Raw genomic sequence first — 26,643 nt, 5'->3', positions numbered from 1 at the left:
CGGCGGGCGGCTACTGCGCTGCGGGCGGCGCGATCTTCGCCGTGAGCTCGACCTGGGCGACGCTGCGCTGGGCGGCCTGCTGGCCGCTGGCGCCGGGGGGCACGAGCAGCGCCTGGAGCCGCTGCGAGGCGTCGGCCGTGCCCGGCGCGTAGCTCGACGGCGACCAGGTGAGCGTGCCCTTGCCGGCGGAGTCGAGCCGGTCGATGGTCAGCGTGACGTCGCCGTTCGGGCCCGGCAGCTTGAGGTCGGCGCCCTCCGCGTACTGGCGTGTGTCCACGCTGAGCGAGACGACATCCCCCTCCACCTTCTCGATCTTGAAGACGCGGTAGCGCAGCACCGGCAGCTGCGCGCCCGACACCACGGCGCGGTCGGTGACCATCCAGTAGGCCCCCGCGCCGACGGGCCTGTCCGGCAGCGGCGGCGTGAGGAGCGCGATGGCCTCCCCGAGGGCGGCGAGCAGCGGCTGGAGCCCGGGGTCGGCGTCCTTGGCGAGCTCGGGCTTTTGGTTGCTGACCGCGTTCGCCGGCGAGATATCGTACCGCAGGGCGCTCCCCTTCAGCTTCGCCAGCGCGTCGGCGAGCTCCTTCGGCGGGCCGCCGATGGACATGGACGCGAGCGTCGCCGACGTGATCTTCGCGGTCACCGTCGTCGGCGCCGCGGGCGCGGGCGCGCCCTCCTTGGGCTTGTCGGCCGGCTTGTCGGCCTTGATGCTCAGGCCGAGCTCGAGGTTCGGCAACCCCTGCGGCCCGCCCATGCGCAGCCCGAGCGTCATGGCGACCTTCTGCTCGGATTTCGGATCGACCTTCGCGGCGAGCTGGGCGCGCGGCTCGCTGCCGGCGTCGATGACCTCGATCTTGTAGGGCACGTCCTTCGGGAGCGCGGCGGCCGCCGCCTGCGCCGAGAACACGCCGTTCTCCGGCGGGCCGTCCTTCGCGCCGCCCGGCGCCGGCCGGCTCTCGGGGCCGCCCGACGCCGCCGCCGCCGCGAGCTCCGCGCCGAGCTTGCCGCCGACGACCGGGAGCGCCGGGCCGGCGTCGAGCGCGCCCGCGTCGGCGGCGGACTGCGCCTTGCTCTTGTCCCCGTCGCAGCCCGCGAGCCCCGAGAGGGCGACCGCCGCGAGCATCGAAGCCATAACCCCGCGCCACCGAGTGTGCATGACGGCGGGGTGTAGCCAAAACCCGCGCCGCGTTCCAGCGCGCTCTTGCGCCGGCCGGGGAGCCGCGGCGGCGGTCAGGCCCGCCGCGCGGCCTTGAGCCCGCCGATGAGCTCCAGGAGCTCGAGGGGCCGGAACGGCTTCGCGTAGTAGGCGGTCGCGCCGAGCGCCTCGGCGCGACCGCGCGCCTCGCGGTCGTCGAGGGCGCTGATCACGACGATCGGCAGGCTGGCCGTCGCCGGGTCCGCGCGGAGGCGCGCGCAGACCTCGAAGCCGTCCATGCTGCCGGGGAGCATCAGATCGAGCAGGAGAACATCGAAGGGCTCGGTCAGGGCGCGCTCCACCGCCTCGGGGCCGGTGCCGACGCCGATGACCTCATGGCCGCTCGCGCCGACCAGCGCCTCGATCATGCGCCGGATCGCGTCCTGATCTTCACAGAGGAGGATACGCATGGTCGCGAGCTCACGGAGCCTCGCACCGGCGCCGTCGCGCGGTCAAGCGGGAACGCGCCCGCCCGGTCCGCTCGCGCCGGGGTGGTCGCCTCGGGGCGCCGCCCCCCCCCGGCGTCCGCTCCGCGGCCGGCCCCACGCCGCGCGGTGGCCATCCTTCCAGGAGCGAATGCTAGACGCGGCGAGGGCGATCGCGGAGGCGCGCGGCGCTCGCCGGCGGGCGCAGGGCGAGCTCGATGCCCACGCGCGCCCCGCCGCCCCCGCGGCGCTCGGCGAACGCGCGACCCCCGTGCGCCTCGGCGATGCGCTTGCACAGCGCGAGGCCCAGGCCGAGCGAGCCGCGCTCGGCGCCGCTCTCCCCGCCCTGCGCCCGCTCGCGCCGGAAGAACGGCTCGAAGATGCGCGTCTCCTCCCCGTCCGCGAACCCGGGCCCGCGATCCTCGACCTCGAAGACGACGCGGCTCGGACCGCCGGGGCGGACGCGCAGCCGCTCGGCCCCGCCCGCGTGCGCGCGCGCGTTCTCGAGCAGGTTGGCGAGCGCGCGCGCCAGCAGCGTCGCGTCCGCCTCGAACGCCGGCGTCCCCTCGGCGACCTCCAGCAGCGTCGGGTCGAGCCCGGCGCGCTCCAGCGCGCGGATCGCGGCCTCGGCCGGGTCGAGGCGCGTCAGGGTGAGCGCGGCGAAGTCGATGCGCGAGCTCGCCAGGAGGTCGCCGACGAGCGCGTCGATCTCCATGACCTCGCGATCGAGGTCGTCGAGCACGGGCGCGCCGGCCCCGCCGTCCCCGCGGGCCATCTCGGTCAGCAGGCGGATCCGGGCGAGCGGCGTGCGGAGCTCGTGCGACACGGCGGCGAGGAGCTCTCGCTGGTCGGCGATCTGGCGCTCGATGCGCGCGGCCATGTCGTTGACCGCCTCGGCGACCACGCCGACCTCGCCGTGGCCGTGGCGGTCGAGCCGGACCCGGCTCGACAGCTTGCCGGCGCCGATCTCGTGGACGACGTGGGCCAGGTCGACGAGCGGGCGCGCGAGGCGGCGCGAGATGAGGCCCGAGGCCGCCCACAGGACGGCGGCCACGGCGAACAGCGGCAGGGCGAGGCGGAGGGACGCGCCGGACCGGCCGCGCCCGGGGCAGAGGAGCACGGTGCCGAGCGAGCCGCCGTCGCCGGGGACCGGCGCGACCAGGGGCTGCACCCGGCAGGGCTGGCCGTACCGCGCGAGCCGCCGCCCCTTCGCGTCGAGGAGGTCCAGGTCGGTGTCGAACTCCTCCGCGATCACGCGGGCGAGGGCGTCGCGGGCCACGGGATCGCCCCAGACCCGCTGGAACTGGAGGCCCACGAAGGACTGGGCGCGGGCGTGCTCGTGCCGCCAGCCGGAGTTGCCGACGCGGTCGATGGCGCCGACCGTCGCGATCGCCGCGAACGCGGTGATCAGGATGGTCGCGCCGAACCACATGAAGATCCGGCGGTGCAGCCGGGCGCTGAGGAAGCGGTTGATCGAGACCTTCCGCCCGTTCTCGAACAGCCACGAGCGGCAGCGCATCACGCGCGGTCCTTGGCGAGCACGTAGCCGACCCCGCGCACGGTCTTGATGAGCTTCGGCGACCTCGGGTCGTCGGCGAGCTTCTGCCGCAGGTGCGAGATGTGCACGTCGACGGTCCGCCCGCCGACGTTGACGTCGCCGCGGCCGGCCTCCTCGAGGAGCGCCTCGCGGGCGACGACGCGGCCGGCGCGCCGCGCGAGGGCGACGAGGATGTCGAACTCGATGCCGGTGAGCTCCGCGGGCTTGCCCGCGACGGTGACCACGCGGCCGGGCACGTCGATGGCGATGTCCCCGGCCACGATCCGCTCGCCGGCGGCGTCGGGCGTGGCGCGCCGGAGCACGGCGCGGAGGCGCGCGAGCAGCTCGCGCGGGCTGAACGGCTTGGCGATGTAGTCGTCGGCGCCGATCTCGAGGCCGACCACGCGATCGGCCTCGTCGCCGCGGGCGGTGAGCATGAGGATCGGCATCGAGCTCTTCTGCCGGATGCGGCGCACGACCTCGATGCCGTCCATGCCGGGCATCATCACGTCGAGCAGGACGGCGTCGAAGGTGCCCGCGGCGAGCGCCGCGAGGCCTCGCGCGCCGTCGCACGCGACCGTGACCGTGAAGCCGTTCTGCTCGAGGTAGCTCGCGAGCAGGGCGTGGAGCCTGGAGTCGTCGTCGATGAGCAGGAGCCGCAGCGCCATGGAGGGACCCGAAGGGAAGGGGCGGCAGCGCGCGGCGGCCGCCTCTGTCGTGTATAGCTCAGCGGCCGGGGGCGGTGTCGGTCTCCGGCGCCGCGGGGCGCGCGGGCGCGGCGCTCCGCCACGAGGAGCGCTCGGCCTCCCGCGCGGCGTCCACGCAGAGGGACGCGACGTGGCGCTGGAAGGCGTCGCGGCGGGCCTCGGCCCGGCAGCGCAGCGCCGAGAAGCCGGAGGCGTAACCGAAGACGGTGCCGAGGACGAGCAGCGTGATCGTGATCTGGCGTCGCATCATGGTCTTCGTTGCCTCCTTCACGCCCACTCGCCGTGCGTCCTGTAGGGGTCGGCGCGGTGGCCGCGCCGACCGGACCTGCCGGACCACAGATCGCGGAACGCGGCCGGCCCGATCTCGATGAGGTCCGCGAGCTGCTCGCGCTGGCGGTCCTCGAGCACGGCGTGGACCTTGCCGAGCGCGCCGACCGCGGCCTTGCGCAGCGACTCGATGGCGGTGTCGTGCCGCGCGAAGAGCTCGCCGAGGCGCGTCTCGTCGAAGCTCGGGCTCCGCATGGCGGCCGCGACGTCCGCGCGCGTGCTGCGGATCTCGCTCCGGTGCGCGTCCGCGGCGGCGCGGAGCTCGTCGACGGCCGCGACGATGGCCTTCTCCTGCGGCGGCGTGGTGCCGAGCCGGTCGAAGAGGAACGACAGGAAGAAGCGACGGCGGAAGCCGAAGCCGCCGAAGCCGCGCCGGCCGAAGGGGCGCGGCCCCGCGCCCCAGTGCCCGCCGCAATCGTACCGGCCGGCGCGCTTCAGGGTCATGATCAGGCCGATCAGGCAGGCCGTTCCAACGATGAATCCCAACATGATGAGCACCCTCCGTGAGCGTCTCCGCTGTCGATACGTGCACGGGGCATGTCCGCGCGGCGCCCGGCTCGTCCGGACGCGCGCGCGGCCCCGGTCGCAGTCGGCCGGAGCCGCGCTCGCGCGGCCCCGGGCTGCGAGGCTGGAGCCGCAAACGCGCGGCCCCGAGCCACGACGAAGCTGCGCAGGGCGTGTGAAGGATGTGCAGGCGCGCTCGTGAAGAAAGATGAAGGAGGCCGCGCGCGGCGCGGCGATCTGTGCTGGGCGATACGGAGCGGCGCGCTGCGGTGAGGCGCCGCGCTGCGGTGGGGCGCCGCGCGGCGGTGAGGCGCCGCGCTGCGGTGAGGCGCCGCGCTGCGGTGAGGCGCCGCGCGGCGGTGAGGCGCCGCGCGGCGGTGAGGCGCCGCGCTGCGGTGAGGCGCCGCGCTGCGACGATGCCGTGCGGCGCGCGGCCCGTGCGACCTCGCGCCCTCGGGCGGCCCTACCTCGCCGGCTCCACCTCGCCGAGGTCGTCCAGGTCGTCCACCTCGGCCTTGGCCTTCTCGTCGCTCGAGACCGCCCACGGATTTGTGCGCTCGCTGTCGGCTGGCGCGCCGTCGCCTTCGTCGGCGTCCTCCGCTTCGAGATCGTCGAGCGACTCGACCCCGGCCGGCGAGACGCTCGGCGCGGGCGGCGTCGACGCGCGCGGCGCGGGCGGCGCGGGAGGCGTCGACGCGCGCGGCGCGGGCGGCGTCGACGCGCGCGGCGCGGGCGGCGCGGGAGGCGTCGACGCGCGCGCCGACGAGACGCCGGGGTCGCTCGGGAGCCTGCTGCGCGGCGGCTCGGCCACCTGCGACGAGACGGACGCCGCCGCGGCGCCGCCGGTCGACGGCGGCTTCGTCACGATCGCGCTCGGCGGCGTGATGCCTCCGGCCGGCCTCGAGCCCGCAGGAGCGCCGGCCGGCGGGCTGCTCACCGAGGGCGGGAGCCCTGCCGGCGGCGAGCTCGCCGCCCCGGAGGAGGCCCCGCCCGGAGCGGCGGCCGCGGCGGGCTTGCCGGGATCCGGCGCGCCGCCGGACGACACCGAGGCTGGCGCCGCCGGCGAAGAGGCGGGCGCGTTGCCGGACGACGCGGGGGCGGACGCCGCGGGCGCCGAACCGGGCGCGCCGGCCGGCGACACCGGCGCGGGCGCCGCCGGCTTCGACGCGGGCGCGCCGCCGGGCGAGACCGGCGCGGACGCCGCCGGGGCCGACGCGGGAGCGCCGGCGGCCGGCACGGCCGGCGCGGGCGCGCCGCCGGGCGGCGCGGCGGACGGCGCGGGCGCGCCGCTGCGGACCGACGACACCTCGGCCGGCGCCGCCTTCGGCGCGTCCGCCTTCGGCGTGGCGGCGCGCGCCGCGTCGAAGCGCATCGCCTTCTGCGCGAGCTGCACCACGGGGAGGATCTCGCGCGGCGGGATGTTCGCGGCGATCACGTCCGGCCCGGCGATCGCGAGCTCGCCGTCGGCGTGGAACGGCACGCCCGGGCGCTCGCGCTCCTGCTTGAGCCGCGCGTTGTCGATGGCGACGCGGACCTCGAGCGGGATCCGGGTCTGCCACAGCCGGCCGTCGATCGCCGTGCGCACGTCCCACGGCGTGAGGATCGGCGTCCTGCCGATGCCCTCGAACGGGCTCCGGTCCGCGAGCAGCGCCTTGAGCAGCCAGGCGACGATCTCCTGGTGCTGCGGCGTGTCCTGATCCCACGGCATCGACTCGCGGAAGAACTGCCAGTAGCCCCCGGCCGGGCCGTACACGGCGAGATCGCGCGGATCGAACGCGGCCTCGAACGCGCGCGGGGTGATGTCGCCCTCGTCGATGACGGAGTCGATGAGCGCGCCCTGGAAGTCCGGCGTCTTGCGGCGGGCGGCCCGCGGCGAGAGGCCCGTGAGCGAGGTCGTGATCTGCTGGCGAACGTCGCTCCGCTCGCGGAACCAGCTCATCCGCTCGACCGCGCCGAACCGCTCGCGCAGCTTGACCGGCGTCCACCACGGCAGATCGAGCTCGCGCAGCCGCGCGATCAGCTCCGCCACGAGCTGCAGCGCAGGCTCGCTCGCGAGGTGCACGCGCGCTTCTCTCCTCAGCGTCTCGTCGTCCTTGCTATCGGGATCCCGGTGCTGCAGCGATCGCTCCGCCATCGTTCCTCCGTGTTCCCCCGGCCGCTCCGCTGAATACCAGAACCGGATCCGCGCCGGCAGCCCGCGCGCGCGGCGGTGGCGCGCGCAAGCCCGGCGGGAACCGAGCCTCGACGCGCGCGGCGCGCATCCCCGCGGACCGCCAGGATGTCGTTCTGCAACGACGCGCGAACGCGGGGCGGCGGCGCGCCGATCGAGCGCGGCCCGCGGCTCGCCACCGCGCGGTGCGTCGCGTCGGCGTCGAGGAGGAAGCGCCGGGCCGAGGAGAGAGCGCCGGGCGCCTCGCCGCGCTCGGCCGGCCTCGACGAGCAGCGCCGCGGGCGGCGGCCGACCCTCGAACGCGACCCCTCCGCGTGGCCGCGGCCAGCGCCCGGGATCACCCGGCCGCGGCGCGCGCCGCCTTGGGCCTCGGCGCCGGGTCGATCCGGGCTTAGGCTCTCGCGGCCATGCAGGAGAACGCGGGAGATGCGGCGCGCGAGCGCGCCGCGCGTGGGCTCGATCGGCTGGACCGCCCCGGGCGCGGGCTCTCGCCCTGGGCGCGCCGCGTCGCGTGGTCCGCCGCGGAGGCGATGCTCTGCGACGAGGACGAGCGCGGCGAGCTCGCCCCGCCGGGCGCCGAGGTGTGCGAGCGCGCGGTCGCGGCGCTGGATCTCTCGCTCGGGCAGGCCAGCCCCGAGACCCGGCGCGGCTTCGCGCTGCTGGCCGCCTGCCTCGAGCTCCTGCCGCCCTTCGTGATCGGCGCCTTTGGCCGGATGAGCCGGCTCCCGCTGGGCCGGCGGCTCGCCTACCTCGAGGCGCTGGAGTCGAGCCGCTCCGGGCTCCTCGCGATGCTGCTCGTCGCCTTCAAGGTGCCGATGTGCATCCCCGCCTTCGAGGAGGGCGCGGAGCTCGCGCTGACGGGCCTCGATCGCGAGAGCACCGCGGCGCGGCGCCGCCTGCCCGCGCTCCGCCCGGCCGCGGGCGCTCCGGCCGCGCCCCGCGCCGACGCGGGCGAGCCTCCGCGCGCGACGCCCGCCGCCCGGGGCGACGCGTGAGCGGCGCCATCGCGTCGGGCGAGCCGATCGTCCGCGGGCGCGATCTGCCGGCGGGGTTCGACGAGGCGTGCGACGTCGCCGTGGTCGGCTCGGGCGCCGGCGGCGCGGTGGTGGCGGCGCTGCTCGCCGAGGCGGGGCGCCGCGTGATCGTGCTCGAGGAGGGCCCCTACTACCGCCCCGACGACTACCAGCGCTGGAAGCCCAGCGAGTCGCTGCGGCGATTGTTCCGCGAGGGCGGCATGGTCACGGCGTTCGGCGTGGGCGAGACGCCGATCATCTCCCTCACGCTCGGGCGCGCGGTCGGCGGCTCATCGGTGGTGACCGGCGGGGTCTGCTTCCGCATCCCGGGCAGCGTCCACGCGCGGTGGGTGCGCGACCTCGGCCTCGACGAGCTCTCGGAGCGGGCGCTCGAGGCGGCGTACGAGAGCGTCGAGGAGCGGCTCCACGTCCGCGAGGTCCCGGAGGCGATGCGCTCCGCGTCGACGGCGCGGTTCGTCGAGGGGGCGCGGCGGCTCGGCATCCCGATGCGCCCGCTCCGCCGCAACACCGGCGACGCGTGCGAGGGGAACGGCCGGTGCAACTTCACCTGCCCCGCCGGGGCGAAGCGCTCGGTCGACGTCGCCTACCTGCCGTCGGCGACGGCGCGCGGCGCGCGCGTCGTCGCCGACGCGCTCGTCGAGCGGATCGCCGTGCGGCGCGGGCGCGCCGCCGGCGTCGAGGGGACGCTGCTCGGCGGAGAGCCCGGCGCCCCGCCGCGCCGCTTCCGCGTGCGCGCGAAGGTGGTGGTCGCCGCGTGCGGCACGCTGCACACGCCGCTGCTCCTCCGCACGGCGGGCGCCTTCAAGGCGAGCGGCGCGCTCGGCAACGACGTGACGCTGCACCCCGCGGTGCGCGTGGTCGCGCGGTTCGACGACGCGCTGAACGGCTGGGACGGCGCGCTCCAGAGCGTCTACTCCGACCACTTCGACGCCGAGGGGATCAAGCTCGTCGGCGTCTACTCGGCGGTGAACGTGCTCGCGGCCGGGCTCCCGGGCGTCGGGCCCGCGCTGCGGCGGCGGGTCCGCGCGCTGCCGCGCTGCGCGGTCTTCGGCGCCATGATCCACGACGAGGGCGGCGGCCGCGTCCGCCCCGGCTTCGGCCGCGAGCCGCTCGTCTCGTACGCGATGGCGCCGCGGGATCTCGCGCGGCTGCGCCGCTCGATCACCCTCCTCAGCGAGATGGCGATCGCCGCCGGCGCGCGCGAGGTCTACACCGCGATGATCGGCGCCCCGCCGATCACGTCGATGGACGCCGCGCTCGCGGCCGAGCGCGCCCCCGTCGACGCGCGCCGCATCGAGTGCATGGCGTTCCACCCGCTCGGGAGCGCGCGCGTCGCGAACGATCCGCGGCGCGGGATCGTCGATCAGAGCGGCGAGTGCTTCGAGCTGCCGGGGCTCTTCGTGGCCGACGGCTCCATCCTCCCCACGAGCATCGGCGTGAACTCGCAGGTGCCGATCATGGCGATGGCGACGCGCATCGCGTGGCGGATGGCCGAGCGGTTCCCGCGGCTCGCGGCGGAGGGCCCCGCGTAGGGGCGAGGGGGCGCGGTGCTAGCATGTCGGCCGGGCCGACAGCCGAGGTTTTCAGGAGGCAAGCGATGATCGATCTCCGCTCCGACACGGTGACCCGACCGACCGCGGCCATGCGCGCGGCGATGGCGGCGGCCGAGGTCGGCGACGACGTGTACCGGGAGGACCCCACCGTGCGCAGGCTCGAGGAGCGCGCCGCGGAGCTCACCGGCAAGGAGGCCGCGCTGTTCGTGCCCAGCGGGACGATGGGCAACCAGATCGCGCTGCTCTGCCACACGCAGCGCGGCGACGAGGTGATCGCGGGCGAGGGCGCGCACTGCGCGTTCTACGAGAGCGGCGCCGGGGCCGCGTGGAGCGGCGTGCAGTTCGCCTTCGCCGGGCGCGGCGGCCTGTTCACGGCGGCGGACGTCGAGGACGCGATCAAGCCGCCGCAGTACACCCAGCCGCGCACGCGCGTCGTCGCGATCGAGAACACCCACAACCGGGCCGGCGGGCGCGTCTTCCCGCAGGACGACGTCCTCGCCATCGCGAAGGTCGCGCGCGCGCACGGCCTCGCGCTCCACCTCGACGGCGCGCGCCTCTGGAACGCGGCGGTCGCCTCGGGCCGGACGGTCGCCGAGCTCGCGGCGCCGTTCGACACGGTGAGCGTCTGCTTCTCGAAGGGGCTCGGCGCCCCGGTCGGCTCCGCGCTGTGCGGCGGCGCCGACGCGATCCGCGCCGCGCTGCGCTTCCGGAAGATGCTCGGCGGCGGCATGCGGCAGGCGGGCGTGCTCGCCGCCGCCGCCCTGTACGCGCTCGCGCACCACCAGGGCCGCATCGCCGAGGACCACGAGGCCGCGCGCGCCATCGCGCGGGCGATGCGCGACGCCGCGCGCCGCGCCGCCCGGCCGGGCGCGACCGCGCCGCCCGCGACGATCGAGGAGCCCGAGACGAACATCCTCTACGTCGACACGCCCGGGATCCCGGCCGAGCGGCTCGTCGACGCCGCGCGGCGGCGCGGCGTGCTGATCGGGGCGACCGGCAAGAGCGCCGTCCGCGCCGTGACCCACCTCGACGTCGCGCCGGAGCAGGTCGCGCCCGCGGCCCGCGCCCTCGCCGAGGCGCTCGACGAGGTGCTCTCGACGCCGCGCGATCGCGGCCACGAGGGCGCGCGCACATGAGCCGCCGCGCCGCCGCCTCGGCGCTCGCCCTCGCGATCGCCGCGCTGCTCGGCCCCGCGTGCGCGCCCGCGCGCGGCGACGCCTACGTCGCCGCGATGGCCGCCGGCGAGCGCGCCTACCACGCGGGGCGCTACCACGAGGCGGCCCGCTCGTTCGACGGCGCCGCGTCGCGCGCGCTGCGCGTGAAGGACCGCGACGAGGCGCGCCTCCTGCAAGCGCGCTCGTTCGAGCGCGCCGAGGCCTGGGCCGAGGCGCGCGCGTCGTACGAGCGGCTGCTCGCCGACTCGCCGCGCGGGCCGCGCTCGGTGCGCGCGGAGTTCGAGCTCGCCGACCTCGAGATCGAGCACGGCGACGCCGACGCGGGCTACGCGATGCTCCTCGCGGCGACGCGGCGGAACCCGTCGCACGGGCTCGCGCGCAACGCGCTGAAGCGGCTCCTCCGGCGCGAGGAGGAGCGCGCCGGCGCGGGCAGCGCGCTCGCGTGGCTGCGGCAGCACGGCCCGGCGTTCCGCGGGACGGAGCTCGATCAGGACGTCGCCTACCACACGGGCCTGCTCCTCGAGCAGAGCGGCGATCGCGAGGGCGCGCTGCGTACGCTCGTCGCCGCCGCGCGCGCGCACCCGTACCCGGCCGGCAGCCTGACCGACGACGCGCTGTTCCGCGCGGCGGAGCTCGCCGCCGCGCTCGGGCGCCCCGAGGAAGCCATCGGCTACCTGAGGGAGCTGCTCGCGCCGCGCGAGTCCGCCGCGACCGGCAGCTACGATCGCGCGCGGTTCGACGACGCGCAGCTGGAGATCGCGCGGCTCTACCGCGACGCGCTCGGCGATCGCGCGGCCGCGCGCCGCGAGCTGCGCAAGCTCTACACGAACCACCCCGCGTCCATCCTGCGCGACGACGCGCTCTGGGCCGAGGCGAAGCTGTGGCGCGAGGACGGCCGGACCCAGGAGGCGTGCGCGACCGCGGCGCTCATCACCCGGGAGCTCCCGGAGTCGCGCTACGCGCGATGCGCGCACGCGATCTGCCCGTCGCTCCCGGCGCCGCAGCGCCCGTGCGCGGACTACATCGTGCGCGAGCTCGACGGCGGAAAAGACGGCGAAAAGGACCGCTGACGCGGGACGCCGCACGGCGCATCGCCGTGTCGGCGGCCGGCCGTGGCGATGGACCGCCCTTTCGGCGGCCCGCCCCGCGGTCAGTCGTCCTCGTCGTCCTCGGGCTCGAGCTCGGCGTCGTCGTCGCCCTCGTCGTCGTCATCGTCGCCGAGGTCGTCGTCCTCCGCCTCGTCGAGGTCGTCGTCGTCCTCACGCGGCTCGTACTTCAGGTCGATGCCGATGTCGCCGAGCTGCGTCTCGAGGAGCTCGAAGAGCTCGTCTACGTCGTCGCCCCCCCACTCGTCGAGCACGTCGGTCAAGAACTCAAAAAAGTCACCGCTGTCCAGACGACGCTCGATCTCTTCGACCTGCTCTTCCGAGAACGCTTCGAGGACGTCCTCGCGCAGCGCCTCGGTGTCGCCTTCCTCAACGGCATCCGCCGCAGAGAGGCGGATCTGCTTTACGGCACGCTTGTCGAGGTGAATCTCCATGAAGGTGGCTTCGTTTAGGCGACCCTCGCAGCTGCCGTCAAGCGGCGTATGGAGTCGAGCTTCACGAGACCGCTCGCCTCCCCCTCCCGTCCGCTCTTTTCCTGGCGGCGCGGCGGGGGACTGACAGCCGCCCCCGGGCCCCGCCGCCCGCGCGCGGACGGGCGTTGCCGGCGGCAGATCTCTCGCGTATCTCAAGCAACTCGTGCGTTTACGACCTCCGCCCGGCGCGCTCCCGGCCGCGACCCTCGCGGCGAGCGCGTTGCTGTCCTTGACAGCGCCTGCCGCGCCGCCGGAGGGCAAGGCCGAGGGCGACCTCCCCGCCGCCGCGCCCGACACTCGCGCCGACGCTCGGACAGGCGAGGCCGCGCGCGACGAGAGCGACGGGAGCGACGGCGCGCTCGCCGCGCCCGAACGCGCCGCGCGCGACGCGCAGGCGAGCGGCGCCGCCGCGCGGCCACCGCCTCCTCCCGTCAAGCCGCGCGTCGAGTTCGCCGCGCGGCCGCCGCCGCTGCACGTCGAGTACGCGCAGTACGGCGTCGCCCTCGTGGCGGAGATCAGCCTCGACCCCGGCGCCGTCTGCCCGAGATCGGGGCCGCTGTACTCGTGCATCCTGGGCAGCGGCGGCGGGCTCGCGATCCGCGGCGGCTACCGATCGCCGGGCCCCTGGTACTTCGGCGGCGCGTACCAGTTCACGAAGATGGACTCGAGCAACCTCTACCGGCTCGGGATCTTCCAGCAGCTGCGCGCCGAGATGAGGTACATGCCGGACATCGGCTACCGAGCGGCCCCGTACTTTTCCGCCGGCATCGGCGGCGTCGTCTACGGCAACGAGTGGGGCGTCGAGACGGGCGGCGCGCTCATCTTCGGCGGCGTCGGCGTCGAGCTGGAGGTGTCGCGCCGCGCGGTGCTCGGCGTCAGCTGCGTCTACCGGCCGGTGCTGATCGCGGGCTGGAAGGACACGGCCAACTACGAGCGGGGCACCGGCATCGCGCAGTTCGTGGGCTTCGAGCTCCTGCTCGAGGTGCGGACCGAGCTCGGTCGGCGCTGAGCGGCTCCCCCTGCCCGCTCGAGAGAACGCACCGTCCACTTGACTCGACCGTCGCTCCGCGGTCCCCTCGGCAGCGTGATCTGCGATGTGTGCGGTCGCGACAACGCTGCCGATCTGACGTTCTGTCAGGATTGCGGCCGACGGCTCAAGGCGCGCGAGGCGCGCGTCGCCCCGCCGACGCCGCCGAGCGGCCTACCCCAGGTGTCGCTCCCGGCGCTGCCTTCGCCCGCGCAGGCGGACGCGCCGCCCGCGAACGACGCCCGCGGGGCCGCCCGGGCGCCGGGGGCCCGCGGCGCGCCGGGGCGCCTTCGCCCGGAGGCGCCGGTGTTCTCGTTCAGCCCGATCGGCTCGGCGAGGACGGAGCCTTCCATGCCGGCGGCGCACGGCCGCGCGGAGATCGCCGCGCGGTCCGCCTCCGCACCCGCGCGCGAGGGCGCCCCGACGCCGGCCGTGGGCGCGCTGGACAGCGCCATCCAGATGGCGCCGGCGCTGCAAGGGCCGCGGCCCGCGGACCGGAGCGACGCGGAGGCGCCGTCCGTGGCGCAGGCGACGCCCTCGATCACCGAGGCGCTGCTGGGGCTCTCGTGCGCGAGCTGCGGCGGGGACAACCCGCCGGGCTATCGTTACTGCGTGACGTGCGGCGCGCCGCTCCACCGGAAGGACGGCGCCGCGCCGGCGGCGGCGCTGCAGCCGGCGAGCGTCGCGCCCAGGCGAGCGAGGGGCAGCGACCCGGACGGCGCGCTGTCCCCCGCCGCGCCGTACGTGGCGCACCCGCCGCCCGACGAGACCAAGACGACGGCGCGGGGGGTCCAGGAGGCCGCGCCCCGGCACGCGCCTGCGCCCGAGGCCGCGCCGCCGCCCGCGTCGCGCGACGAGCGCCCCGGCGCCGCGGACGCGCTGCGGCAGGGCCCCGGCGCCTCGCCGCCGGCCAGGCCGGCGCCGCCTCCGCTGCCGCCGGTCGCCCAGCCGCCCCCTCCCCCGGCCAGCGGCAGCACCCCCGACAAGATCGTCGGCTCGCCGGTGCTCGACATCGCGTCGTCGCAGAAGGCGCCGGCCCGGCCGGTCGAGTGCGCGCGCTGCCACGGCCAGTGCCTCGCGGGCACGCGGTTCTGCAAGTACTGCGGGGCGCCGCTCGAGGGCGAGCGGCCCGTCTCCGAGCGCCCGTCCAGGCCCACCGCCGACCGCCCGCAGCTCGCGCCCTCGCTCGCCCCGGAGGTCGGGCGCGACCCGCCGCGGCCCCCGCACGATCCGCCGCGGCCCCCGCAGGGCGACGCCGTCGGGCCGATCTCGACCGAGGCGGGCAGCGCGCCGCCGCCCTCCCAGGTGCCGCTCGCTCCGCTGCGGGCGTCTTATTCGGTCCGCCCGCCGGCGTGGGTCCCGGCCGACACGCGGCCGGCCCGGGCGCCCGATGGCAAGCTCATCGTGATCGTCGAAGACGGGACCGAGGGGAAGAGCTTTCCCCTCACCGGCCCGCAGATCGACATCGGCCGCACCGAGGGGGATATCGTCCTCGAGGACGACCTGTACGTCTCGCCGCGGCACGCGCGGATCATTCCCCAGAACGGGTCCTGGGTTCTCCGTGACCTGGGCAGCGTCAACCGCATCTACCTGCGCATCCGGAAGACGCACGCCCTTCGAGATGCCGACTTGCTCCTCCTGGGGCTTGAGGTGTTACAGTTTCAGACCGTGAGCGACGGGGAGCGAGGCCTCGGCCATGCGATCCAGCATGGAACGTTGCTGTTTGGCTCGCCCGCCATCCACCGGCGGGCGCGACTCTGCCAGCGGACGGTGGAGGGCGTGACGCGGGACGTGTACCACCTCTACCGGGACGAGACGGTGATCGGACGGGAAACGGGAGACATCGTGTTCACGGCCGACCCGTTCCTCTCGCGACGCCACGCCGCCATCCGGAGGAACCCGGCCACGGGGGAGTTCACGCTCACCGACCTGGAGTCGTCGAACGGGACGTACGTCGCCATCCGCGAGGACGTCAGCCTCCACGATCGCGACTTCGTGCGCATCGGGCAGCACCTGTTCCGCGTGGATCTCCCCCGATGAGCGACCCGACCGTCCGCGAAACGCCGACCGAGGCGCTGGAAGTCGACGGGCTCTCGAGCGCGGCGTCGGTGGGGACCGACTCCAGCGGCAACGCGGGCAAGGCCCTTGGTGATTCCCCGCACGGCGCCGCGTCGCTCGAGGCCGGCAAGGCGGGGTCTCTGGAAGCAGGCAAGCCCGTGAACTGGAAGCCGCCCCCGCCGCCCAAGATGCGCCCGGCCGCGAACGCCGCGCGCGAACAGAAGGCTGGCATCGCCGTGAAATCCGTGAAGGCGCCCGGCGCCCCAGGCCCCGACAAGGTCGGGAGGAAGCTCCCTCCGCCGCCGCGGGTGCGGCTCACCGCGGGCGGGCTGCGCGAGGAGGACGCGGATGGAAGCCCGACGCGGTCGGACGACCTCGCGGACGCGGCGACCCCCGACGCGCCGCCGGCCGGCGTTCACGCGCACGCCTCCCTCGGGGCCCCGGCGGTCGCCGCGTCGCACGACGGCGCGCTCGGCGAGACCCCCGCCGCGGAGACCATCGGCGACGGCTCGACCCTGCGCCCCGCCGCTGGCGACGAGCCGGCCGAGGGCGCGCAGCGCCCCGACGACACGGACGGCGGGGCCGCGGCGCCGGCCGATCCGCGTCGACCCGAGGTCGTGCTGCGGCTGTTCGGCCGGACCGACGTGGGGCAGGTCCGCGAGCACAACGAGGACAACTTCATCGTCGCGGATCTCACCAAGGCGAGCCGCGGCCTGATGGAGATGGACCGCTACCAGGTGGTCGGCGAGCGCGGCGCGCTGCTCGGCGTGTGCGACGGCATGGGCGGCGCCGCGGCCGGCGAGGTCGCGAGCCAGCTCGCGGTCGACATCATCTACCAGCGGATGAGCGCCGGCGGTCCCCCGCAGGACCACGACGAGCTCGCGGCGCGGCTCGTGCAGGCGATCGAGGCCGCGGGCCTCAGGATCTTCAGCGAGGCGAAGCTCGATCGCACCCGGCGCGGGATGGGGACGACGTCGACCATCGCCGCGCTCATGGACGATCACCTGTTCCTCGGTCAGGTCGGCGACAGCCGCGCGTACGTCCTGCGCGGCGATCGGCTCGTGCAGGTGACGCGCGATCAGTCGCTCGTGAACCAGCTCATCGAGGCCGGCCAGCTCACCGAGGAGGAGGCCGAGACCTTCGAGCACAACAACATCATCCTCCAGGCGCTCGGCACGGCGGACTCGGTGCAGGTCGACCTCACCTACGTGGAGCTCAAGCGGGGCGACACGCTGATGCTCTGCTCCGACGGGCTCTCGGGCATGGTGCGGAACGAGGAGATCCGCGAGGTGCTGCGGACCGTCGACGATCCGATCGAGGCCTGCAAGGTGCTGACGGATCGGGCCAACCAGGCGGGCGGCCACGACAACATCACGGTGGTGGTCGCGAAGTTCGACGGCGACGGGCTCGCCGAGCCGGACCTCGTGGACATCGAGGAGCTCCGTTACCAGAAGTACTCGCTGCCCGAGCACCTCCTCGCGCAGAACGCCGCCGCGTCCGAGCCGGCGCGCAAGGTGAAGGAGCTCGACGAGAAGAAGATCTCGCAGCGCCCCCCCTCGCCGAAGTCGTGGCTGAGCGCCGCGGACAGCGACCTGGACGAGGACGGCGACGACTACGACCCCGTCATCTCGCCCCTGCCGGCGGACGACGCGCTGGAGGAGCGCAAGGCCCGCGCCCCCGTCCAGGGCGACGAGCCGATCATGATCCCGACCGACGGCGCGCCGCAGTGGCTCGTGATCTTGATGATCGTGAGCGCCGTCGCGTGCGTTACCATCGCCGGCTACTACCTGCTCCGTTAGGCTGAGCGCCGCGCACGTGCGCGCGCCACCCACCGCGATGCTGCGCAGCAACGACAAGCGTGGCCGGCAGGCTCCGGCCGCCCCGCAGGAAGGGCCGCCCCCGCGGGGACCGGACGCGGACGGCCGCGTCGACGTCGAGACCGCGCAGCGCATCGTCAGGGACGCCGTCGTGCAGGCGATGCAGCGCGAGGACAAGGCGGTCGCGCTCGTGCGGGCCAAGGCGGACGAGGCGCGGCGGCGGGTGGCGCGCCACAACCTGCTGCTCGGGCTCGGCGTCGTCGCGGCGCTCGTCGCTGTGGCGGTGGCGGGCGTGGTCGCGTACCGGTCGCGCCTGGCGGCCGACGCGCTGGCGCGCGAGGTCGGCCTCGGCGTCGCGCCCGCCGCGCGGCCGACGGGCGAGATCCCGGAGCAGGTGCTCTCGGGCCGCGCCATCTTCGAGCAGAACCGGCTCGCCCTCTACGTGATGGGCTACAAGGTGGACAACCGCATCGGCGGTTGCTGCTCGGCCTTCGCCGTCGCGCCCGATCTGCTCGCCACGAACGCGCATTGCGTCCGCGACTGCCGCGCGCGCGGCGGCACCCCGATCGTCACGCAGAACGACTCGATGGGGAAGACGCGGCTCCGCATCGTCGCGATGTCGGCCCACCCGGCGTACAAGCCCGGGCAGGCGGGGGCCGGCTCGCCGGACGTCGCCCTGCTGCGCATCGACGGCAGGGCGTCGCACACGGTGAAGCTCGCGAACGACGCCGAGCTGCGGGCGATCGGGCCGGGCGACGACGCCTACGTCCTCGGCTTCCCCGGCCGGCTGATGGATCCGCTGAGCCCCTCGGCGACGTTCCTCGAGGGCCGCATCGGGCGGGTGACCGGCATCGACGACGAGGCGACGACGCCGGACCGCGCCGTCGTCATCCAGCACGACGCGGTCACGCGCGGGGGCAACAGCGGGAGCCCCATCTTCAACCAGTACGGGCACGTGATCGGCATCCATGCCGCGCACATCGACGACGAGGACGACGTGACGATCGACGGGCGCAAGACGACGGTGACGCAGAGCTCGCCGTTCCGGATCGGGATGCGCATCGATCTGCTGAAGGGGGTCCCCGCGCCGTGATGCTGCGCGTCGTGCACACGTTCGGGCGCAACGCCGGGTCCGTGGAGCTCCATGACAAGCGCGTGGTGCGCTTCGGCCGCGCGCCGGACAACGACGTCGTGTTCGACCCGAACCACGATCGCGACGCGAGCAGCCACCACGCCGAGGCGCGCCTCGAGGCGGCGGGCTGGGTGCTGTACGACCTCGACAGCCGCAACGGAACCTACGCGGGCGGGCAGCGGATCAAGCGGCACGCGATCGCCTCGGGCGACGAGGTCACGTTCGGCGCGAAGGGCCCGCGGGTGCGGATCGAGGTCGTCGAGCGTCGGCCTCCGGGTCCGCCGCAGGCGCACGCGGCGCCGCCTCCCCCCGCGCCCGCCGCGGCCTACCCCGCGCCCACGGGCTACCCTGCGCCCGCGGCGTACCCGGCTGGCGCCGCGTACCCGGCGCCGGCGGCCGGCTATCCCGCGCCGGCCGCGTACCCGGCGCCGGCCGCCGGCCACCCCGCGCCCGCCGCCGCTCTCCCGGCGCAAGCCGCGGGCTACGCCGCGCCCGCCGCGGCCCACCCCGGGCACGTCGCCGCCGCGCCGCCCGCCGGCGCCCGGCGGGTCGGCGAGCGGACGATCGCCATGATGATCTCCTCGGCCGTCTCGGCCGCCACGGGGCGCGCGAAGCCCCGCGGCACCGTCGAGCTCAACGCCATGCTCCACAAGGAGGTGCACGCCGCGACCGCAGGCCAGCGTCGCACGACCTACATCCTCGCCTCGCTCCTCGTGGTCGCGCTCGCGAGCCTCGTCGGCCTCATCCTCTACAACCGCTCCTCCCACGACGAGATCAGCCAGCTGCGCGCCGAGCTCGCGCGCCTCCCGCCCGAGGACCCGCGGCGCAAGGAGATCGAGCGGCGCCTCGGCACGCTGCACCCCTCGAACGCCAACTTCGGGCGCAACCTCCACGACCGCTCCAGAAAGGGGATCTTCATGCTCGCCTCGGGGCGCGAGGGGTTCTGCACGGCGTTCGCGGTGCGGCCCTCGGTCCTCGCGACGAACGCGCACTGCATCACGGCGGCCAAGCGCCGCGGCGGCACGATCGTGGCGCTCGAGAACGAGGGCCGGGGCCAGATAAGCTTCGCCGTGACCAGCATGCGGACACACCCCCAGTACCGCGACAGCGCGGACCAGCTCACCCCGGACATCGGCGTCGTGTCGATCGCGGGGCGCGCCGCCGCCGTCCTGGAGCTCGCCACCCGGGAGGAGCTCGCCGCGGCCGGCGCGGGCGACGACGTGTACCTGATCGGCTTCCCCGAGCGCCTCACCGACGCCGCGAACCCGGTCGCCACGTTCCTGGCCGCCAACATCGGCCGGATCACCGGCGCGAACGGCCGGCCCGCGGCCGCGGCCGACGCCTGGCTGATCCAGCACGACGCCCGCAGCACGAGCGGCATGAACGGGAGCCCCATCTTCAACGGCCAGGGCAAGGTCATCGGCATCAACGCCGGCGGCTACCTGGAGGGCAACGACGAGACGATCTCCGGCCAGAAGACGGAGGTGGTCAAGGCCTCCCCCTACAAGTTCGGGATGCGCATCGACCTGCTCGACGCCATCCTGCGCTGACCCCGCGCGAGAGAGATGCTCCGCCACGCGCTCCGACGGCTCCTCTGGACGCTGCCCACCCTCGTCGGCGTCTCGCTGCTGACGTTCTTCGTGCTCTCGTTCGTCCCGGATCCCACGGACGATCCGCTCCTCGCCAGCTCGCTCTCCAGCGCGGAGCTCGCGCGGCTGCGCCGGGAGCGCTTCCTCGACCTCCCGCGCTTCATCAACCTGGAGCCGCGCGACGTGCGCCTGCGCGCCCTCGCGGCCGTGCGGGCGGTCGCGGCCGGCGGCGACGGCGCGGCCGCCGCGGCCGACGAGCTGCGGCGGCTCGGCGGCGCCGCGCTGCCGCACATCCTGCCGCTCGACGCGCTCGCGCCCGAGCCGCGCACCCGCGTCGCCCTCGCGCTCGCGCCGGTCGCGGCGCGGATGGGCCTGCCGCGCGCCGACGAGGCCGCGGACCCGGCGCACGCGGTCGCCTTCTGGACGCGCTTCTGGGACGACCGCGGCATCGAGTTCCGGAGCGCGTCGGTCCGGAGCGCGGTGCGCCGCCTGGTCCGCTACGGCTCCGAGTCGCGCGCCGCCGAGCTGCTCGAGCTCGACACGTTCGCCCTGCAGCCGGTGATCGCCGCGCTCCAGCCGCCGCGCGACGCGGCGGCGCTCGAGCAGGCGCGCGCCCTCGTCGACGTCGCCGCCCACATCACCGAGATCGACGACCGGATCGCGCCGGGCGAGGACCTCGCCGAGGCGCGCGCGTGCGTCACGCGGTGGAAGTCGTTCTGGAACGTCTACCGCAGCGACTTCGAGGTCTTCTCCGGCCCGGCGCGGCTCGCGGCGACGGTGCTGGAGACGCGGTACGGCAAGTGGGCGCTCGGCGCGGTCACCCACCGCCTCGGCGTCGCGGCGACCGGCGAGCCGGTGCTCGACGAGCTCGAGCGGCGCGCGCCGGTCACGCTCACGCTCGTCTTCGGCGCGATCGCCCTGGCCTACGCCGTTGCCGTCCCGCTCGGCGCGCTGAGCGCGGCCTCGCGCGGGCGGCGGAGCGACTCCGCCATCGCGGCCGCCGTGCTCACGCTCGCGGTCCTCCCGACCGCCGTCGTGGCCGTGGCCGCCGCGCTCCTCACGGGCGGGGCGCGCTCGCTGCTCCTGCCGACGTGCCTCATCGCGCTCTCGCTCATCGCCGCGCCGACGCGTCAGCAGCGCGCGGCGCTCGTCGCCGTGCTCACGCAGGACTTCATCCGGGCCGCGCGGGCGCGCGGCGCCGGCGCCGCGCGCGCCATCGCCGTCCACGGGCTGCGCAACGCCGTGCTCCCGGTCGTGACGCTCGCGATGCTCGAGCCGCCGATGGCGCTCGGCGGCGCCTTCGTCGTGGAGCGCGTCTTCGAGCTCCACGGCCTCGGTGAGCTCACCCTCCTCGCCGTGCAGGCGCGCGACGTGAGCTGGCTCATGGCCATCTCCATCGGCGCCGCGGGCATCGCCGCGCTCGGCGTGATCGTCACCGATCTCGCGTACGTGCTCGTCGACCCGCGGCTCGGCCCGGCCGTGCTCTCGCGGAGGAGCGGCGCGTGACGCACGCGGCGGCGTTCCTCCGCCGGATGGTCGGCAGCAAGCGCGTGGCCGCGGGCACCGTCCTGCTCGGCGTGCTCGCGCTGCTCGCCATCTTCGCCGAGCTGCTCGCCGCCCCTGCGCCCATCGCCCGGCTCGGGCCGGACGGCGCCGAGATCCTGCCCGCGGTCACCGACGCCGCGGAGCTCGAGTCGCTCACCGAGGCCGAGCTCCGGGTGCGCTTCGAGGTGGGCGTCGCGATCTGGCCGCCCATCCGTTACGGCCCGGAGCAGCGCACCGACGCCGGCCCGAACGCGTCGCCCTCGCTCGATCACCCGCTCGGCACGGACTTCGAGAGCCGCGATCTCGCCGCGCGGCTGATCTACGGCGCGCGCACCGCGCTCGGCCTGTCGCTCAGCGCGGTGCTCGTGGGCATGTTCCTCGGCGTGGTGCTCGGCGGGCTCGCCGGCACGCTGCGCGGCTTCTGGAACGACGGCCTCGTCCGCCTCGTCGAGACGGTCGACACCTTCCCGGCGATCCTCGTCGTGGCGATCGTGCGCGCCATCGAGCGCGAGCCCTCGGCGCTGTCGCTGGTGCTCGCGGTCGCCTTCGTCCGCTGGGCGGAGATCGCGCGCCTCGTGCGCGCCGAGGTGCTGCGCGCCTCGAGCGAGGAGTACGTGATGGCCGCGCGCGCGCTCGGCAGCACCCGGCTGCGCGTCTTCTACCGCCACATCCTCCCGAACGCGCTCGGCCCCACGATCGTGAGCTCGGTGCTCGGCGTGGCGTCCGTGGTCCTGCTCGAGGCGGCGATCTCGTTCCTCGGGATGGGCGCGCCCACGCGCGTGGCGTCGTGGGGGGAGACGCTGGGCCAGGCGGCGCGGCACCCGAGCGAGATCCGGCTGCTCGTGCTCCCCGGCCTGCTGCTCCTGGCGACGGTCGGCGGCTCGTACCTCATCGCCGACGCGCTGCGCGACGCCGTCGACGCGCGCACCGTGCGCTCGCGGACGCCGCGCTGAGGGCGCGCGCGGCGGGGCGACGCGCGCGGCGGGGCGACGCGCCCGCGGCCGTCTCCGCTGCGCCCGCCGCCCGGCGCCGGCCGCGCGCCGAGGTCGCGCCGGGATTTCGCGAAATCGGCCTCATCCGCGCGATCTCGGCGGCGGGGGCCTCGCGCCACTCGATCTCGATGGGAAGGCCCGCTATGAATTCGCCCGCCATGGCCGTTCCCGAGATCAGCGAGCAGGAGTTCGAGCGCGAGGTGCTCCGCAGCGAGTTGCCCGTGCTCATCGATTTCACCGCCACCTGGTGCGGGCCGTGCAAAACGGTCGCGCCGGAGGTCGACGCCATCGCGCGCGAGCTCGAGGGCAAGGCCAAGGTGGTCAAGATCGACATCGACAAGTCGAAGCGCATCGCCACGATGCTGCGCATCCAGGCCGTCCCGACGTTCATGGTCTTTCACCGGGGCCGCCCGGCGGCCGCGGAGCAGGGCGTCCTCAACCGCAAGCAGCTCCGCGAGCTCCTCGATCCGTTCCTCCCGCGCGCCGAGGGCGCCATCCGGGCGGCCGAGCTGGCGCAGCTGATCCGCGAGGGCCAGGTGGTCGCCGTCGACACGCGCGAGGGCCCCGCCTACGGGCGCGCCCACATCCCCGGCGCGGTGCACATCCCGCTGGAGGAGATCGAGGGCCGGCTCGCCGAGCTCCACATGCTGACCGGCGCGCCGGTGCTCTACTGCCGCTCCGGCGACAAGTCGAAGGACGTGGCCGCGAAGCTCGCGGAGGAGGGCGTCCCCGTCGCGTTCCTCGAGGGGGGCTTCCTCGCGTGGGAGGCCGAGGCGCTGCCGATCGAGCGCCCCGACTGAGCGCGCGCGTCCGCCCTCTCCGGTGAGCGCGGCCGTCGGCCCGGCGCGCGCGCGCGCCGAGGCGTGGCGTGGCGTCGCCGCCGGCGTCAGCGACCGGCGGCCGTCGCGTCACCCCTTGGCGGCCGCGAGCGCCGCCGAGACGACCTCGCGCACCGGGACGCCGTGGGTCCTCGCCGCCGCGGCGCAGTCGTCGAACTCCGGCTTGATCTGCGGCGGCCCGAACGGCCCCTCGCTGATCTTCACCCGGATGGCGCCGTACGCGGTCTTCACGGTGGTGATGCGCCGCGGCCGCTCCGTGCGGGCGACCGGGATCTTCCGGAGCCCGATGCTGGTCGTCTCGCGGAGCAGCGCCGTCGCCACCGCGTCGGCCTGGGGGGCGGCGGCGAGCGCCGCGATCGTCAGCGCGGGCCGCCCTTTCTTCATCGTGATCGGCGCCGCCCACGCGTCGAGCGCGCCTGCCGCGAACAGCGCCTCGATCGCGTGCCCCGCCACCTCGCCGGTGAGGTCGTCGACGTTGGCCTCGACGATCACGTGCGACGCGCTGCCGAGGCTCTCCTCCCCGCCCGAGCGCGTCCCCAGGACGACCCGCAGCAGGTTGGGGCGGTCCGGGAGCTCTCGCTGGCCGGCGCCAAAGCCGATCCGGTCGGGCGCGAACGTCGGCCAGCGCTCGAACCGGGTCGCCAGCGCGGAGATGATGGCCGCGCCGGTGGGCGTGACCAGCTCGGCGTCGAGGTCGACACCGTAGGTCGGGACGCCGCGGAGGCACGCGACCGCGGCGGGCGGCGGCAGCGGGAGGATCCCGTGCCGCGCCTTGACGAACCCGCGCCCCATGGGCAGCGGCGATCCGACGACCTCCGCCCCGATGTGCACGATGGCCGCGGCGGTGCCCACGATGTCGACGATCGCGTCGACGGCGCCGACCTCGTGGAAGTGCACGTCTTCCAGGCGGATCCGGTGCACGGCGGCCTCTGCCTCCCCGAGGCGCCGGAAGATCCGGCGCGCCAGCGCGGCGACGGGCGGATCGAGCGGCGCCGCGGCGAGCATGGCGTCGATCGATCCGTAGGTGCGCTCCGGCTGCGGCGCCTCGACGTGCACGTCGAACGAGGTCGCCACGATGCCGCTGCGGTGGGCGTGCCCGCGGTGCAGGTGGAACCCCTCGATGGGCAGCGCCGCGACCGCGCGCTCGATGACGAGGAGCGGCACCCCGAGATCGAGCAGCGCGGCGATGGTCATGTCGCCGGCGATCCCGCTGAAGGCATCGAAGAACAGGATCTTGCCGGCGCCCGCGCCTTCTTCGAGGAGCGGCGCGCGCGGGTGGTCGTGCCCTTGCGCGTGATCGTGGCCGTGGTCGTGCGCGTGGTCGTGATCGTGACCGTGCGCATGACCGTGATCGTGACCGTGCTCATGGTCGTGATCGTGCGCGTGGTCGTGATCGTGCCCGTGCGCGTGGTCGTGCGCATGCGCATGGTCGTGCCCGTGCGCGTGGTCGTGACCGTGCCCATGCGCATGGTCGTGATCGTGCCCGTGTCCCATGTCTCGCCTGCTCCGTTCGCCCGGCGTCTGTGCCTCGCGGCGCTCCCGCGGTCGCGCTCGTCGAGCGCTCACTCCTTCGGCAACATGCGGTGCACCACCATCGCCGCGCCGAAGCCGCTGTCGATGTTGACCACGGCGACGCCGGAGGCGCACGACGTGAGCATGCAGAAGAGCGCGGTGAAGCCGCCCAGGGCCGCGCCGTAGCCGACCGCCGTCGGGACCGCGACGACCGGGGCCGCCACGAGCCCGCCGACCACGCTCGGCAGCGCGCCCTCCATGCCCGCGACCACGATCACGGCGGACGCCTTGCGCAGCTCCTCGACGCGATGGAGGAAGCGATGCAGCCCCGCGACCCCCACGTCGTACAGCCGCTTCGCCTCGAGCCCCACGGCGCGCAGCGTCTCGATGGCCTCCTCGGCGACCGGGACGTCGCTCGTGCCCGCGGTCACGACCGCGACCGGACCGGCGGCGCGCTTCGGCGTCGGCGCGACCTCGACGGTGCCGGTCCGCGCCAGGGGGACGTAGCGAAACGCGGGCAAGAGCGACGCCACCGCCGCGCCCTTCGCGGCGTCGACCCGGGTCACGAGCACGTTCTGCCCGGCCCCCGAGATCTCCTGGGCGATCAGGGCGATCTGCTCGGGGGTCTTCCCTTCGCCGAAGATCACCTCGGGCACGCCCTGCCGGAGGGCGCGGTGGTGATCGACCGTCGCGACGCCCAGATCCCGGAAAGGCAGGCCTCGGAGCGCCTCGAGCGCCTCCTCGACGGCGAGCTCGCCGGTGCGAACGCGCTCAAGCATGTCCCGGACGAGGCGCGGCTCCATGTGCGCAGCCGCTTAGCGCGGCGGCGCCGCCAGAGCAAACGTTCCGCCCCGGCCGCCCGTTCCCCCCGGTCCCGTGGAGCGCCCGGCCGTGCGCGTCCGGCGGCTCGGCGCGCGCTCCTCTCGCTCGGCGCGCCGTCCTCGGGCGCGCCATCCCGGCGCGCTCCCCTCCCTTCCTTGTGCCGCTCCACGCAAACTCTCCAGGCTCTTTGCACAGGAGGGGGCGACAGGACTACGTTCCGCGCCGCGTGCCCGCCTTCGTCGCTCCCCTCGTCGGCTTTGCTCTCGGCGCGCTGCTCGCATGGTTCAGCGCAGCAGCCCCTCACCGCCCAGGCGCGCTGCGCGCGGCGGAGCCACGGCTCGCGTCCGGCCCGCCCGATCGGCCGCTCGCCCTCGTCTCCCTGTTCGCCGTCCTCGTCTTCGCCCCGGTCTGCGCCTACTTCCTCGTGTTCGCGCCCGACTGGAGCTTCGCGTACCTCGTCGACACCCGCCGGGTCCCGTCCGCCGTCGACCTCGTGCTGCTCCTCCTCGACGCCGCCTCGGTGCCCGCCGGGTTCGTCGCCGCGCAGCGCTTCGCCGCGAGCGCCGGCGGCCGTCCGACCGCGCAGCGCTCGATCCGCGCGCTGGCCGTCTTCGCCGGCGCGCCGCTCGCGATCGCCCTGATCGCCGTCCTCGCCTTGTCCCGGCGCCTCGCGCTCGACGGCACCTACCGGCAGGTCGAGGGCGACTTCGGCGTCCATCCGATCACCGGCGGTCCGCTCGGCTACGCGCTCCTCTGGATGCACACCATGCTCGCCGCCGGCTTCGCGGTCACCGTGAGCGCCCTCCTCCGGCGCGAGCCGCCGGGCGGCGGACAGAAGGGTGAGCCCCCCGCCGGCCCGCGCCCCCGCGCCGTCCCGAGCGCGCCGGCTCCAGCGGTGGAGCCGCCCCGGCCCGCCTCGACGCGCCCGCAGCGCCGGCTCGGCCTCGGCAAGGGTGACCGCTCGAACCGGCCGGGCTGAGGCGCACCCGCGAGCGCGGCCGCCGCGTCACCATGTCGGCGGACCGCCGCGGCCGCGCGGCCGCCGCGTCACCGCGTCGACGGACCGTCGCGGCGGCCGGCCCGCCGCGTCACCGCGTTGACGGA

Annotated in this window: 23 protein-coding genes; 13 read left to right on the top strand and 10 right to left on the bottom strand. The window is 75.7% G+C overall.

The genetic code is table 11. From position 1 onward, the window contains the following. Positions 1-10: 10 nt before the first annotated feature. From WME98_RS36750 to WME98_RS36720, 7 genes are all read right to left on the bottom strand, one after another. Complete coding sequence (locus tag WME98_RS36750; protein WP_437946313.1) at positions 11-1,132, bottom strand: hypothetical protein; 1,122 nt, start codon at positions 1,130-1,132, stop codon at positions 11-13. A gap of 98 nt (positions 1,133-1,230) precedes the next feature. Beyond that, complete coding sequence (locus WME98_RS36745; protein ID WP_437946312.1) at positions 1,231-1,605, bottom strand: response regulator; 375 nt, start codon at positions 1,603-1,605, stop codon at positions 1,231-1,233. A gap of 169 nt (positions 1,606-1,774) precedes the next feature. Next, complete coding sequence (locus WME98_RS36740; RefSeq protein ID WP_437946310.1) at positions 1,775-3,139, bottom strand: ATP-binding protein; 1,365 nt, start codon at positions 3,137-3,139, stop codon at positions 1,775-1,777. Beyond that, positions 3,139-3,825, bottom strand: a complete 687-nt coding sequence (locus tag WME98_RS36735; RefSeq protein ID WP_020734467.1) for a response regulator transcription factor — start codon at positions 3,823-3,825, stop codon at positions 3,139-3,141. The genes WME98_RS36740 and WME98_RS36735 overlap by 1 nt, the downstream gene beginning before the upstream one ends. A 58-nt stretch (positions 3,826-3,883) precedes the next feature. Continuing rightward, positions 3,884-4,114, bottom strand: coding sequence for a hypothetical protein (locus tag WME98_RS36730; RefSeq protein ID WP_044988081.1), 231 nt, complete (start codon positions 4,112-4,114; stop codon positions 3,884-3,886). 17 nt (positions 4,115-4,131) lie between these two features. Next, the gene (locus tag WME98_RS36725) at positions 4,132-4,680 is read right to left on the bottom strand and encodes a Spy/CpxP family protein refolding chaperone (protein ID WP_437946309.1); all 549 of its coding nucleotides are present in this window, start codon (positions 4,678-4,680) and stop codon (positions 4,132-4,134) included. 478 nt (positions 4,681-5,158) lie between these two features. Next, a complete protein-coding gene (locus WME98_RS36720; protein WP_437946308.1) occupies positions 5,159-6,829 on the bottom strand; it encodes a hypothetical protein in 1,671 nt (556 codons plus the stop codon). Between the two features lie 443 nt (positions 6,830-7,272). Here WME98_RS36720 and WME98_RS36715 point away from each other — a divergent pair, with 443 nt between their 5' ends. From WME98_RS36715 to WME98_RS36700, 4 genes are all read left to right on the top strand, one after another. After that, positions 7,273-7,860 (top strand): hypothetical protein, encoded by a 588-nt coding sequence (locus WME98_RS36715; protein WP_437946307.1) that lies wholly within the window; start codon positions 7,273-7,275, stop codon positions 7,858-7,860. Beyond that, positions 7,857-9,431, top strand: coding sequence for a GMC family oxidoreductase (locus WME98_RS36710; protein WP_061621451.1), 1,575 nt, complete (start codon positions 7,857-7,859; stop codon positions 9,429-9,431). The genes WME98_RS36715 and WME98_RS36710 overlap by 4 nt, the downstream gene beginning before the upstream one ends. Before the next feature lie 65 nt (positions 9,432-9,496). Further along, positions 9,497-10,588, top strand: a complete 1,092-nt coding sequence (gene ltaE, locus WME98_RS36705) for a low-specificity L-threonine aldolase (RefSeq protein WP_437946305.1) — start codon at positions 9,497-9,499, stop codon at positions 10,586-10,588. Continuing rightward, on the top strand, positions 10,585-11,697 hold the full coding sequence (locus WME98_RS36700; RefSeq protein WP_437946304.1) for a tetratricopeptide repeat protein: 1,113 nt from the start codon (positions 10,585-10,587) through the stop codon (positions 11,695-11,697). The genes ltaE and WME98_RS36700 overlap by 4 nt, the downstream gene beginning before the upstream one ends. 80 nt (positions 11,698-11,777) lie before the next feature. Here the strand turns inward: WME98_RS36700 and WME98_RS36695 are convergent, their stop codons facing one another. After that, positions 11,778-12,167 carry a hypothetical protein gene (locus WME98_RS36695; RefSeq protein ID WP_129574434.1) on the bottom strand — a complete coding sequence of 130 codons (390 nt, stop codon included), beginning with the start codon at positions 12,165-12,167 and terminating at the stop codon, positions 11,778-11,780. A 202-nt stretch (positions 12,168-12,369) separates the two neighbouring features. Here WME98_RS36695 and WME98_RS36690 point away from each other — a divergent pair, with 202 nt between their 5' ends. From WME98_RS36690 to trxA, 8 genes are all read left to right on the top strand, one after another. Further along, entirely contained in the window at positions 12,370-13,215 is an 846-nt protein-coding gene (locus WME98_RS36690) for a hypothetical protein (protein WP_437946303.1), read from the top strand. A gap of 39 nt (positions 13,216-13,254) precedes the next feature. Further along, positions 13,255-15,273, top strand: coding sequence for an FHA domain-containing protein (locus tag WME98_RS36685; protein ID WP_437946301.1), 2,019 nt, complete (start codon positions 13,255-13,257; stop codon positions 15,271-15,273). Continuing rightward, on the top strand, positions 15,270-17,090 hold the full coding sequence (locus WME98_RS36680; RefSeq protein WP_437946300.1) for a Stp1/IreP family PP2C-type Ser/Thr phosphatase: 1,821 nt from the start codon (positions 15,270-15,272) through the stop codon (positions 17,088-17,090). Before WME98_RS36685 ends, WME98_RS36680 begins: the two co-directional genes overlap by 4 nt. Before the next feature lie 16 nt (positions 17,091-17,106). Beyond that, positions 17,107-18,201, top strand: coding sequence for a S1 family peptidase (locus WME98_RS36675; protein WP_437946299.1), 1,095 nt, complete (start codon positions 17,107-17,109; stop codon positions 18,199-18,201). Next, positions 18,201-19,790 (top strand): trypsin-like peptidase domain-containing protein, encoded by a 1,590-nt coding sequence (locus tag WME98_RS36670; protein ID WP_437339473.1) that lies wholly within the window; start codon positions 18,201-18,203, stop codon positions 19,788-19,790. The genes WME98_RS36675 and WME98_RS36670 overlap by 1 nt, the downstream gene beginning before the upstream one ends. 15 nt (positions 19,791-19,805) lie before the next feature. Continuing rightward, a complete protein-coding gene (locus WME98_RS36665) occupies positions 19,806-21,335 on the top strand; it encodes an ABC transporter permease (RefSeq protein WP_437946298.1) in 1,530 nt (509 codons plus the stop codon). Further along, positions 21,332-22,327 (top strand): ABC transporter permease, encoded by a 996-nt coding sequence (locus WME98_RS36660; RefSeq protein WP_437337288.1) that lies wholly within the window; start codon positions 21,332-21,334, stop codon positions 22,325-22,327. The genes WME98_RS36665 and WME98_RS36660 overlap by 4 nt, the downstream gene beginning before the upstream one ends. A 197-nt stretch (positions 22,328-22,524) precedes the next feature. Continuing rightward, the gene (gene trxA / locus WME98_RS36655) at positions 22,525-23,166 is read left to right on the top strand and encodes a thioredoxin (RefSeq protein ID WP_437337287.1); all 642 of its coding nucleotides are present in this window, start codon (positions 22,525-22,527) and stop codon (positions 23,164-23,166) included. Positions 23,167-23,274: 108 nt separating this feature from the next. Here the strand turns inward: trxA and larC are convergent, their stop codons facing one another. Both larC and larB read right to left on the bottom strand, forming a co-directional pair. After that, positions 23,275-24,399, bottom strand: a complete 1,125-nt coding sequence (gene larC / locus WME98_RS36650; RefSeq protein ID WP_437946296.1) for a nickel pincer cofactor biosynthesis protein LarC — start codon at positions 24,397-24,399, stop codon at positions 23,275-23,277. 368 nt (positions 24,400-24,767) lie between these two features. Continuing rightward, complete coding sequence (gene larB, locus WME98_RS36645; RefSeq protein ID WP_061622021.1) at positions 24,768-25,520, bottom strand: nickel pincer cofactor biosynthesis protein LarB; 753 nt, start codon at positions 25,518-25,520, stop codon at positions 24,768-24,770. 245 nt (positions 25,521-25,765) lie between these two features. On the opposite strand from larB, the gene WME98_RS36640 reads away from it, so the two are divergent. Then, positions 25,766-26,518 (top strand): hypothetical protein, encoded by a 753-nt coding sequence (locus tag WME98_RS36640; protein ID WP_437946295.1) that lies wholly within the window; start codon positions 25,766-25,768, stop codon positions 26,516-26,518. Positions 26,519-26,643 lie beyond the last annotated feature (125 nt).

The organism is Sorangium sp. So ce296, assembly GCF_051529605.1.
Taxonomy (GTDB): Bacteria; Myxococcota_A; Polyangia; order Polyangiales; family Polyangiaceae; genus Sorangium; species Sorangium cellulosum_D.
The sequence above is the reverse complement of the archived record's forward strand: the minus strand, read 5'-3'. Positions and strand labels throughout refer to the sequence as shown.

What these genes read in the sequence shown, in the direction of transcription:
- ltaE (WP_437946305.1), top strand. Translation starts at nt 9,497, where the DNA reads ATGATCGATCTCCGCTCCGACACGGTGACCCGACCGACCGCGGCCATG.
- WME98_RS36715 (WP_437946307.1), top strand. Translation starts at nt 7,273, where the DNA reads ATGCAGGAGAACGCGGGAGATGCGGCGCGCGAGCGCGCCGCGCGTGGG.
- larB (WP_061622021.1), bottom strand. Translation starts at nt 25,520, where the DNA reads ATGGAGCCGCGCCTCGTCCGGGACATGCTTGAGCGCGTTCGCACCGGC.
- WME98_RS36750 (WP_437946313.1), bottom strand. Translation starts at nt 1,132, where the DNA reads ATGGCTTCGATGCTCGCGGCGGTCGCCCTCTCGGGGCTCGCGGGCTGC.
- WME98_RS36735 (WP_020734467.1), bottom strand. Translation starts at nt 3,825, where the DNA reads ATGGCGCTGCGGCTCCTGCTCATCGACGACGACTCCAGGCTCCACGCC.
- trxA (WP_437337287.1), top strand. Translation starts at nt 22,525, where the DNA reads ATGGCCGTTCCCGAGATCAGCGAGCAGGAGTTCGAGCGCGAGGTGCTC.
- WME98_RS36670 (WP_437339473.1), top strand. Translation starts at nt 18,201, where the DNA reads ATGCTGCGCGTCGTGCACACGTTCGGGCGCAACGCCGGGTCCGTGGAG.
- WME98_RS36725 (WP_437946309.1), bottom strand. Translation starts at nt 4,680, where the DNA reads ATGTTGGGATTCATCGTTGGAACGGCCTGCCTGATCGGCCTGATCATG.
- WME98_RS36745 (WP_437946312.1), bottom strand. Translation starts at nt 1,605, where the DNA reads ATGCGTATCCTCCTCTGTGAAGATCAGGACGCGATCCGGCGCATGATC.
- WME98_RS36680 (WP_437946300.1), top strand. Translation starts at nt 15,270, where the DNA reads ATGAGCGACCCGACCGTCCGCGAAACGCCGACCGAGGCGCTGGAAGTC.
- WME98_RS36720 (WP_437946308.1), bottom strand. Translation starts at nt 6,829, where the DNA reads ATGGCGGAGCGATCGCTGCAGCACCGGGATCCCGATAGCAAGGACGAC.
- WME98_RS36700 (WP_437946304.1), top strand. Translation starts at nt 10,585, where the DNA reads ATGAGCCGCCGCGCCGCCGCCTCGGCGCTCGCCCTCGCGATCGCCGCG.
- WME98_RS36695 (WP_129574434.1), bottom strand. Translation starts at nt 12,167, where the DNA reads ATGGAGATTCACCTCGACAAGCGTGCCGTAAAGCAGATCCGCCTCTCT.
- WME98_RS36740 (WP_437946310.1), bottom strand. Translation starts at nt 3,139, where the DNA reads ATGCGCTGCCGCTCGTGGCTGTTCGAGAACGGGCGGAAGGTCTCGATC.
- WME98_RS36665 (WP_437946298.1), top strand. Translation starts at nt 19,806, where the DNA reads ATGCTCCGCCACGCGCTCCGACGGCTCCTCTGGACGCTGCCCACCCTC.
- WME98_RS36730 (WP_044988081.1), bottom strand. Translation starts at nt 4,114, where the DNA reads ATGATGCGACGCCAGATCACGATCACGCTGCTCGTCCTCGGCACCGTC.
- larC (WP_437946296.1), bottom strand. Translation starts at nt 24,399, where the DNA reads ATGACCATCGCCGCGCTGCTCGATCTCGGGGTGCCGCTCCTCGTCATC.